A 9,821-nucleotide genomic window follows, 5' to 3' on the forward strand; every position below is an offset into this window, starting at 1 on the left:
CCTCTTAGCGCTGATGGTAGTGTGGGGTTACCCATGTGAGAGTAAGTCATCGCCAGCTCATTAATTCAAAATCCCCCTAGCTTAAACAGCAGGGGGATTTTTTTATGCAGAAAATTTGTGTGCTTAATAAAGCAAAATAAAACTTATGTCTAATGAGAATAATATATAAAACTTTAATTATTAATAGGATTGTAGACTAATGTTCAATTCTTATTTTCTGTAAATTGTGTGAAAGTTGCACCATCTACTCCACTAGCAAAGTGTGGATGAAGAAGGCTCGAAATGAGGGTCTTCATTATGGGTTGCTATGGAAGTTCACTGAAACACAGACTCACAGGAGGTGAGGAATGACACATCAAACTATTAACGTAAATGATGTCATTGATCACGCAAAATTTAAACCATTTCATTTTAATGTAGTGGCATGGTGTCTACTGATCATTTTATTTGATGGTTATGATTTAGCCATTAATGGTGTGGTATTGCCTTTATTAATGGACGAGTGGGGCTTAAGTGCGGTGCAAGCCGGTATGCTGGCCAGTACTGCATTGGCAGGGATGATGTTCGGTGCCATGATTTTCGGCTCGCTGGCCGACAAAATTGGCCGTAAAAAAGTCATCATGATCTGTATTGTGTTATTCAGTGGTCTAACCTTCGCAGGTGGCTTTGCTTCTAATCCGACAGAATTCGGTATTTTGCGCTTCCTGGCCGGTTTAGGGATTGGTGGGGTGATGCCTAACCTGGTGGCTTTAACCTCTGAATATGCGCCAAAGAACATGCGTAGTACGCTGGTGACCACCATGTTTAGTGGTTATGCGGTTGGTGGTGTGATGGCAGCGTTATTGGGTGCCTGGTTAACCCCAAGCTTTGGCTGGGAAATCATGTTCTTTATTGCCGGTATTCCACTGTTGCTATTGCCAATTATCTGGAAATTCCTGCCTGAATCGCTGATGTTTATTGTGAAAGAGAACAAGCAGGAACAGGCGCGTCCAATCATGGCCCGCTTGGCCCCAGAAGTGCAGATTAGCAATGAAACCAAATTTGAACTGCATCAGGTCGATGTGCCGGAAGCAGCCAACGTGGTAAGCCTGTTCAAACGTGGCCGTGCGTTAAACACCTTATTGTTCTGGTTAGCGTTCTTTACCTGCTTGCTGACCATGTACGCCTTAAGCAGCTGGTTGCCTAAACTGATGATGGCGGCAGGCTATTCAATGGACAATAGTCTGATGTTCATGATGGTGATGAACGTGGGTGCCGTGGTTGGTATTGTCGGCGGTGGTATTCTGGCTGACCGTTTCCATCTGAAACCGGTGTTGATGTTCCTGGGGATTATGGGCGCGATTGTGATGAGTCTGATGGGCTTCCAGTCAAACCAGTTCTTGCTGTACATCCTGGTATTCCTGGCGGGTGCGGCGTCAATCGGTTCACAAATGTTGCTGTATAGTTATGTGGCGCAATACTATCCACTGGCAGTACGTTCAACCGGAATTGGCTGGTCATCTGCAATTGGCCGTATGGGTGCGATTGTTGGACCAATCCTGATTGGTGGCTTACTCGGTATGAACCTGCCAGCACACTTCAACTTTATTGCTGTCGGTTTACCGGTATTGATTACCGCAATTGCCGTGGCGCTGATCATGAGTGAAGATGAAGCAGAACAGATTAAAGCAGGCAAAGCGGCGATTGCCAAAGCCTAATTGGTATTAAATGAAAAAAGCCTCCATAGATTGGGGGCTTTTTTTATGGCATTAAGAAAACAAAAACCACAGATAAAAAGAAACCCCATCATCCTGACGGGGTTTCTTCGTATTTCGTGCTTTAGGTATAACTCCTGTCGTACCTCACGATCCTGGTGCGCAAACTAATTATTGTTGTTTTCCGTTTGGGAAACGTCCTGTTTCCTGATGAATTTAGAATACGAAAATTCTGGGTTTGCTCCTAGCCTCAATTGTCTTCATTCGGTGTAAGCCAAAACGGACAAAGTCCGGCAGGTTACGCAAGTGTTCTTGGTCAAAACTGGCTTTGGGCTACAATCAAAGTATTGTCTGTTCTGTTTTAGGAAATGTCATGGCAAAACTACAACAATATTTGACCTGGCCTGCGGCATTGCTCATCGCAGGATTAACCACCGGATGTAATGCCCAGACCGAGCCTGCCAATTCAGCGAAAGCCGCCCAAAGCAGTGAAACTAGCAAGACCAGCCAGTCTTATCAGCTGGAACGGGTGGCGCGCTTACAGGAACCGTGGGCGATGGCTGAGCTGCCCGATGGCCGCTTGTTAATTACTGAAAAGCGTGGACGACTCAAATTGTTTAACCCGAGCAATAAACTGCTGCTTGAGGTTAAAGGTGTCCCCAAAGTTGCCTATGGCGGGCAGGGCGGTTTGGGTGATGTCGCGCTGCATCCACAGTTTGCCCAGAATCGCTGGGTCTATTTAAGTTATGTGGAAGCCGGCACAGGCGGTTATGGCGCGGTGGTGGCGCGTGCCGAGCTGGATTTAAAAGATGCGGCTCAGCCACAATTGAAAAATGTACAGCAGATCTGGGTCCAAGTGCCGAAAGTTCCGGGGCAGGGGCATTATGCCCACCGGCTGTTATTTGATCAGGCCGGCTATTTGTGGGTCAGTTCGGGAGAGCGACAAAAGTTTGACCCGGCACAGGACCTGAATTCCAATTTAGGGAAAATCTTACGTTTAAATGCAGATGGTAGCGCTGCGCCAGATAATCCGTTCCGTGCTCAGGGCCAGATTGCGGCACAGGTATGGAGCCTGGGGCATCGGAATCCCTTAGGTATGGCATTTGACCCGGCGGGGCAGCTGTGGGTAATTGAGATGGGACCCAAAGGCGGAGATGAGCTGAACCGGATTGAAAAAGGCGCCAATTATGGCTATCCGATTGTGTCCAATGGCGATCATTATAGTGGTCAGCCAATTCCGGATCATGCGACCCGGCCAGAATTTAAAGCGCCAGAACTGGACTGGACCCCGGTTATTTCACCTTCGAGTTTAATCTTTTACCGTGGCGATCAGTTTCCACAGTGGAAAAATAAGGCCATTGCCGGAGGATTGTCGTCGCAGGCGATTATTGTGATTGATACCCAGGCTCAACCGGTACGTGAAGTACAACGGCTGGACATGAAACAGCGTATTCGCGGGGTGATTGAAGCGCGTGACGGTCATTTATGGGTCATTGAAGATGGCAAAGGCGCCAGCTTGCTGAAAATGACAGCCAAATAATGAATTCGTAGATAATAAAAAGCCCCGACGTCCTGTCGGGGCTTTTTAGATTCAGTTCTCAGATATCACTCCTGTTATATCTGTGCGTGCATCCTGCATGCGGCTTATGATTATTGTTTTATGCAACGAGACCTCCTGTCCCGGTATGGTTTTAATATACGTCAGGCGATCAGAACCAACCAGCCGCAAAACCCGACAAGTACTGTACGCTCAGGCGTACAACAGCGATTGATTTAAAATAGCGCATCATCTACAAGAACCAGAACATAAAGGACTGAAATAAAAGAAGCCCGAACATCCTGTCCGGGCTTCTCTGGATTCATTATTCCGGTATAACTCCTGTCGTACCGATCAGCATCCTGCTGTTGTTGCTTTTATTGTTATTGTTTTGATTTAAGAGACCTCCTGTCTCTGTATGTGGGTACTATAAAATGAAAGCGCTCTGCGCCCTAGTCGCAGTTCACCACAGCTGCTGTAAGAAAATGCTTACAGGGCTGCTGGCATTATGAGCTGACATATTGAATCAGCTTGTCGACTACCTGTTTCAGGGTCTTGTCATCAAATTCATTCGGTTCAAAGCTTTCGCTACGGTTACGGCTAAAAATATCGCGGATTTCCACCACTGCATTGCTGTCAATCAGTCCCAGCTGGGTGCCGACCTGACGGATCTGGTCAATCGAGCGTGATCCATTGGTGGCACCATAGCCGATATAAGCCGCCGGTTTGCCTTGCCACTCTTTGCCCAGATAATCCAGCGCATTTTTCAAGGCCGGGCTATAGCCATGGTTATATTCGGGGCTGATAAAAATAAAGGCATCGCCCTGGGCAATTTTGTCGGCCCATTCCTGTTGACGCGGCTGGTCATAAATACCGCTTAGCGGCGGATTCGGACCGGCAAACAGGGGTAAATTCCATTCTTTTAAATCGACCAGCTCGGTCTGCACGGTACTAAAGTTATAGCTTTTAATGGCCTGCTGTACCCAGTGTGCGACTTTAATGGCGGTACGTCCCTCGCGTACACTGCCAACAATAATCTGAATATTCATGTTTTATCCTGTGTTGTTTTTGCTGTAGGGATCAAATTAACGTGAATTGCGTTAGCCTGAATAGAGTCAGTTTGTATCTGCCTCATGAAAATGGCATAAAAAAAAAGCTCCCGAAGGAGCTTTTCAAAAATGTGGAACTTTTATTTCAGTTGAATGCCTTGCTGGCCCGCTGGGGTGACTTTAAAGATTTCCACTTCAAAGGTAATGTCTTTACCGGCCAGTGGATGGTTAAAGTCGACTTCGGTGATGTCATCATTGACCGATTTGACCACGCCATACAGGCTTTGTTTGGCCTTATCTTCAAACTCGATCATGTGGCCTTCAACCGGACGCTGTTCAAACTTGACGGTGTCAAAGGTTTGGACATTTTCCGGGTTCCATGGACCAAAAGCCTCTTCTGGTGGCAGGCTCACGGTACGACGGTCACCAGCACGCAAGCCAAACAGGGCTTTTTCAAAACCCGGTAACAGGCTGCCATCGCCCATCACCAGACTGACCGGTTCGGCACGGCTACGGGTATTGTCAATTTCCGGGCCGCTTTCAATGGCCACAGAAAAATGAAGTTCAACTTTAGAACCCGCTTCAATACGGGTGTCTTCGTTCGGATTGATAAATTCAGTCATGTTGCGCCTGCGCACGTTGAATACGGTGTTTTTCCAGGAAAAACGTATCAATAAGAAGCAAGATGGTGCCTAAGGTAATGGCACTATCTGCAATATTAAAGGCAGGGAAGTGGCTGTTGTTGTAGTAAACATGAATAAAGTCGACCACATAGCCCAAAGCGACCCGATCAATCAGGTTACCAATGGCCCCGCCCAGAATCAGGGCAATGGCCAGCGGTAATACCAGCATGTTCTTTGGCATACGCATCAGCCAGAACACAAAGATCACGGACACCAAACCTGCCAGTGAGGTGAAGAAATAGCGTTGCCAGCCACCCGCATCGGACAAGAAACTAAAGGCTGCGCCATAGTTATGCAGTAATGTCCAATTTAAAAAGGGCAGCACAGGCACCGGATCTGCATAATTCAGATGGGTGACTGCAATCCATTTGGTCCATTGATCCAGAATAATCGCCACAATAGACAGTCCGATCCACCACAAATTGTGTGGATAGAACTGGAATAAGCCCTTTTTCGGTTGTGGATTAGGCATATTTTCTCTCTTCGCCTTGGCCTGTCGGGAGGTTAATAATACAACGACCACATAAACCTGGATGTGCAGGATGTGTATTCACATCTGGCAGGACGTGCCAGCAGCGTACACATTTCTCGCCATCTGCGGCAGACACTTTCACGTTCAGACCGTCAAGATCAGAAGCTTCGCCTTGTGCGGCATCAAACTCATTCACAATCACCTGAGAGGTAATCAGGACAAAACGCAGTTCATCGCCCAGTTTATCCAGCACTGCTTTCAGCTCGGCATTGGCCCACAGCTCCACTTTGGCAGACAGGTTCGAACCGACGGTTTTTGCAGTACGCGCCGCTTCAATAAACTTGTTCACGGCAGATTTTACGGCAATTAACGTTTGCCATTCGCTTTCAGCCAGCACGTTGGCTTCAGAGGCCACCGGCAGCTCATACCATTCAGCGGTGAATACATATTTTTCTGACTGCTCAGGAATCAGTGGCCACGCTTCTTGTGCAGTGAAGCTCAGGATTGGCGCCATCCAGCGTACAAAGGCCTGTACCAGGTGATACAACGCAGTTTGCGCGGAATGACGCGCTTGCGAGTCTGCTTTGGTGGTGTACTGACGGTCTTTGATGATGTCGAGATAGAAACCACCCAAGTCATTAATACAGAAGTTGGTCAAGGCGCTGGTGACGATATGGAAGTTCATATCTTCATAGGCTTTCTTGATGGTTTCTTGTACTTCAGACGCACGTTGCAGGATGTATTGATCCAGCGCAATCAGCTGATCCACCGGCAGGGCATCAGTCGATGGTTTAAAGCCGTTTAAGTTGGCCAGCAAGAAACGCAGCGTGTTACGAATACGGCGGTAACCGTCTGAGGCACGGCTAAAGATTTCTTTACCGGCGGTCATTTCATAACGGTAATCCGCAGAGGCAATCCAGAAACGTAAGCCGTCTGCACCCATGTCTTTAATGATGTCTTGCGGGGTAATGATATTCCCGAGTGACTTCGACATTTTGCGGCCTTTTTCATCGACCACGAAACCATGCGTTAACAAGCCTTTGTATGGCGCACGTTCATTGATCGCAATCGAGGTCAGCAGTGAAGACTGGAACCAGCCACGGTGCTGATCCGAACCTTCAAGGTACAGATCGGCCGGATCTTGCAGCTCTTCACGTTCACGCAGCACGGCATAGTGGGTTGTACCCGAGTCAAACCAGACGTCTAAGGTGTCACGTACGGCGTTGTAGTGTTCAGCATCATCACCAATGAAGTCTTTGGCTTCACGGTTATACCAGCCATCAATACCTTCCTGTTCGATCAGTTTAGCCACTTCTTCGATCAGTTCAGGGGTACGTGGATGCAGTTCGTTGGTGTCTTTATGCACGAAGAACGGGATTGGCACGCCCCAGGTACGCTGACGCGAAATACACCAGTCCGGACGGCCTTCGATCATTGCCTGAATCCGGTTTTTACCCCAATCTGGCACGAAGCTGATCTCGTTTTCAATTGCATTCAGGGCGCCTTGGCGTAAACCTTTGGCATCCATGCTGATAAACCATTGTGGTGTGGCACGGAAGATAATCGGGGTTTTATGACGCCAGCAGTGCGGATAGCTATGCTTGATGGGATGATGTGCCCACAATTTGTTGGCTTCGCCCAGCGCGGCAATAATTTGCGGATTGGCTTTATAAATATGTTCACCAGCAAAAATTGGCGCAGTCGGTAAATAGACACCGTTGCCGCCCACCGGGTTGTCGACTTTCAGGTTATATTGCAGGCCGACTTTATAGTCGTCTACACCGTGGCCTGGTGCAGTATGCACGGCACCTGTACCGCTGGCATCGGTGACGTGTTCACCCAGAATCACCGGCACTTGACGCTCAGTAATTAACGGATGTTGCAGCACCAGATTTTCCAGTTTGCTACCGGCAAACTCGGCCAGCACTTCAACCGAGCTGAAGCCATAACGCTGGGTCGCAGATTCTACCAGTGTTTTTGCCAGAATAAAGTTTTGCTCGGCCTGTTCTTCACCACGCGCCTTGACCAGTTGATATTCAAGTTCGGCATGTAATGCTACCGCCTGGTTGGCTGGCAGGGTCCATGGGGTGGTGGTCCAGATCACGATATCGGTTGAGTCTTTAACGTCAACACCCAAACGTGCAGACAAATCAGCTAAGTCAACCACTGTAAAACCGACGTCAATTGCATCGGATTTTTTATCTTCATATTCAACTTCAGCTTCTGCCAGCGCTGAACCACAGTCCAGACACCAGTTCACTGGCTTCAGGCCTGGCTCGATATGACCGGCTTTGGCAATGGCACCCAGAGAACGGACAATATCTGCTTCCTGCTTGAAGTTCATGGTCAGGTATGGGTTGTTCCAGTCGCCGAACACGCCCATACGGATAAAGTCTTTCTTTTGTAGTTCGACCTGGGTGTAGGCATATTCACGGCAGGCTTTACGGAAGGTCGAAGCATCAACTTTGACGCCGACTTTGCCAACTTTTTCTTCAACTTTCAGTTCAATTGGAAGACCGTGACAGTCCCAGCCTGGCACATATGGCGCGTCAAAACCGTCCATGACACGACTTTTAATGATGATGTCTTTCAGGACCTTGTTGACCGCGTGACCAAGGTGGATTTGACCATTGGCATACGGAGGGCCGTCATGAAGCACATATTTTTTCTTGCCGATACGCGATGCACGAATCTGCTGATAAATGTCATCGGCATACCACTCTTCTAACCATTTCGCTTCACGTACTGCGAGGTTTGCTTTCATTGCAAAGTCAGTACCTGGGAGGTTCAGTGTGGCTTTATAGTCCACTGCATTTTCAGGAGTTTGCTTATCGCTCATGCAAGTTGTCTTCCAATTTAATCAGCCATTTGACTGACACGTTTTACAGTAAAAATGTGAGTTATTCAAAAGGGAATTTTGGGGTGCTGCGGCGAAACTCAAGCAGTTTCTCCACATCATCATCAATTCCAGCTTTTAAGGCTTCAAGCGAAGGATAGTCCTTTTCGCCATGTAAATAGTTTAAGAACGTCACCCGCATTAACAGGCCATACAGATTAGCAGAAACCTCGGGGAAATGTACTTCTAATCGCCATTCCGGATGGTCCTGTTTGATGGCTGGTCGGGTGCCGACATGACCGGCGCCAAACAGCGCGGTCGGGTCATAGCCGGCAATTCCCGGCTGGTTCGGATTCTCTGCCTGAACTTTGGCTTGTAAGGATTCAGTTTCACAGAGCACTTCCACGCCATAAATCCCGTTCAGGCAGGGTTTATGCCGGTTCAGACGGACATTAATGGTTGGAAAATCAATGGTCCGGCCAATCTGGTCGCCGTATTGTACCCGGCCAGTAATGCTATACGGGCGCCCCAGCAATTTGGCTGCCAGCGCTAAATTGCCGGCCTGCAAGGTCTGACGGATCCGGGTCGAGCTGACCCGTTCACCATCGGCCAGAATAGTGTTTAAGTTGGTGACCTGAAAGCCGTATTGCTGCAAAAACTCGCTATTGCCCTGACGGTTTTTGCCAAAATGGAAGTCATCACCCAGCACCAGACTGTGGGCATTGAGTTTATATTTGAGTATGTCGGCAAAGGCTTCGGCGCTTAAGCTGCGGAAATAATTATCAAATTTGGCGACTGCAATATAGTCTACACCCAGCTCGGTTAAGTATTCGACTTTTTCTCTTAAGGAGCTGATGCGTGGCGGCGCTTCATAGCCTTTAAAAAATTCCAGCGGCTGTGGCTCGAAAATCATCACCAGGGTTTTCAGCTGCTGGGCTGCTGCCAGCTGTTTTAGCTGGGCAATCATGGCCTGATGTCCCAAATGCACGCCGTCAAAATTACCGATGGTAACGGCAGTTTTTTCCAGTTGAAAATCAGGCGCTAAAGCATTCAGACGGAGGAGCTGCATGGGCAAAGAATGACGTTATACATTAAGAAAGGCTATATATTGCCATATTCTCACACATTCGTCTTGTTGTTCTGTTTTTATGCAAAATTTTTCTTGCTCATTTTTGACCGGTGCCACAGCACTGGCGGGTTTTTATCAGGAGCGAATGAAAATGGAAACGCGTAGCCAGTACTGAAAAGCTGCATAGATATGAAAAAAAGTGGAGTCGTTGGAAGACCTGTCATTTCAGGGATAGCTTTTATCAAATGGAGCGTAAAACTCTGTCTTTCAGGTCAGAGATATAAGCGACACGACATGAAATGTCGTTTAATTACTAAAAACCAATATTTTAAGCCTGATATGAGCTAATATAAGCCCATGAAAACACTTAAATTACGCATAAAAGACAAACATTGTAAGGTGCTAGACCAATTGGCATCTGAAGTTAATTTTGTCTGGAACTATGTCAATGATTTGTGTTTCAAACACCTACAGCGCAAAC

Annotated in this window: 7 protein-coding genes and 1 pseudogene; 3 read left to right on the top strand and 5 right to left on the bottom strand. The window is 47.7% G+C overall.

The annotated features are described in order from the left end of the window. Positions 1 to 347 precede the first annotated feature (347 nt). Entirely contained in the window at positions 348 to 1,697 is a 1,350-nt protein-coding gene (locus FTU50_RS14415) for an aromatic acid/H+ symport family MFS transporter (protein ID WP_016658670.1), read from the top strand. A 370-nt stretch (positions 1,698 to 2,067) separates the two neighbouring features. Next, positions 2,068 to 3,234 (top strand): PQQ-dependent sugar dehydrogenase, encoded by a 1,167-nt coding sequence (locus FTU50_RS14420; RefSeq protein ID WP_005181040.1) that lies wholly within the window; start codon positions 2,068 to 2,070, stop codon positions 3,232 to 3,234. Positions 3,235 to 3,737: 503 nt separating this feature from the next. Here the strand turns inward: FTU50_RS14420 and FTU50_RS14425 are convergent. The 5 genes from FTU50_RS14425 to ribF all read right to left on the bottom strand — a co-directional run bounded on the left by FTU50_RS14425 (position 3,738) and on the right by ribF (position 9,340). Beyond that, positions 3,738 to 4,280: an NADPH-dependent FMN reductase gene (locus FTU50_RS14425; protein WP_005181039.1), complete on the bottom strand. Its 543-nt coding sequence runs from the start codon at positions 4,278 to 4,280 to the stop codon at positions 3,738 to 3,740. Positions 4,281 to 4,420: 140 nt separating this feature from the next. Further along, positions 4,421 to 4,903 carry a peptidylprolyl isomerase gene (locus FTU50_RS14430; RefSeq protein WP_005181033.1) on the bottom strand — a complete coding sequence of 161 codons (483 nt, stop codon included), beginning with the start codon at positions 4,901 to 4,903 and terminating at the stop codon, positions 4,421 to 4,423. Further along, positions 4,896 to 5,435: a signal peptidase II gene (gene lspA / locus FTU50_RS14435; protein ID WP_005181030.1), complete on the bottom strand. Its 540-nt coding sequence runs from the start codon at positions 5,433 to 5,435 to the stop codon at positions 4,896 to 4,898. Before lspA ends, FTU50_RS14430 begins: the two co-directional genes overlap by 8 nt. Further along, entirely contained in the window at positions 5,428 to 8,274 is a 2,847-nt protein-coding gene (gene ileS / locus FTU50_RS14440; protein WP_104472324.1) for an isoleucine--tRNA ligase, read from the bottom strand. Before ileS ends, lspA begins: the two co-directional genes overlap by 8 nt. Positions 8,275 to 8,335: 61 nt before the next feature. Next, positions 8,336 to 9,340: a riboflavin biosynthesis protein RibF gene (gene ribF / locus FTU50_RS14445; protein ID WP_016658673.1), complete on the bottom strand. Its 1,005-nt coding sequence runs from the start codon at positions 9,338 to 9,340 to the stop codon at positions 8,336 to 8,338. Between the two features lie 357 nt (positions 9,341 to 9,697). Here ribF and FTU50_RS14450 point away from each other — a divergent pair. Further along, positions 9,698 to 9,821 (top strand): annotated as a pseudogene (locus tag FTU50_RS14450) (RNA-guided endonuclease TnpB family protein); the annotation flags it as partial.

The organism is Acinetobacter sp. YH12112, from assembly GCF_013418945.1.
Classification (GTDB): domain Bacteria; phylum Pseudomonadota; class Gammaproteobacteria; order Pseudomonadales; family Moraxellaceae; genus Acinetobacter; species Acinetobacter indicus.

Bases quoted from the DNA above. Each gene is read 5' to 3' on its own strand.
- FTU50_RS14415 (WP_016658670.1), top strand. From the start codon at position 348: ATGACACATCAAACTATTAACGTAAATGATGTCATTGATCACGCAAAA.
- FTU50_RS14420 (WP_005181040.1), top strand. From the start codon at position 2,068: ATGGCAAAACTACAACAATATTTGACCTGGCCTGCGGCATTGCTCATC.
- FTU50_RS14425 (WP_005181039.1), bottom strand. From the start codon at position 4,280: ATGAATATTCAGATTATTGTTGGCAGTGTACGCGAGGGACGTACCGCC.
- FTU50_RS14430 (WP_005181033.1), bottom strand. From the start codon at position 4,903: ATGACTGAATTTATCAATCCGAACGAAGACACCCGTATTGAAGCGGGT.
- lspA (WP_005181030.1), bottom strand. From the start codon at position 5,435: ATGCCTAATCCACAACCGAAAAAGGGCTTATTCCAGTTCTATCCACAC.
- ileS (WP_104472324.1), bottom strand. From the start codon at position 8,274: ATGAGCGATAAGCAAACTCCTGAAAATGCAGTGGACTATAAAGCCACA.
- ribF (WP_016658673.1), bottom strand. From the start codon at position 9,340: ATGCAGCTCCTCCGTCTGAATGCTTTAGCGCCTGATTTTCAACTGGAA.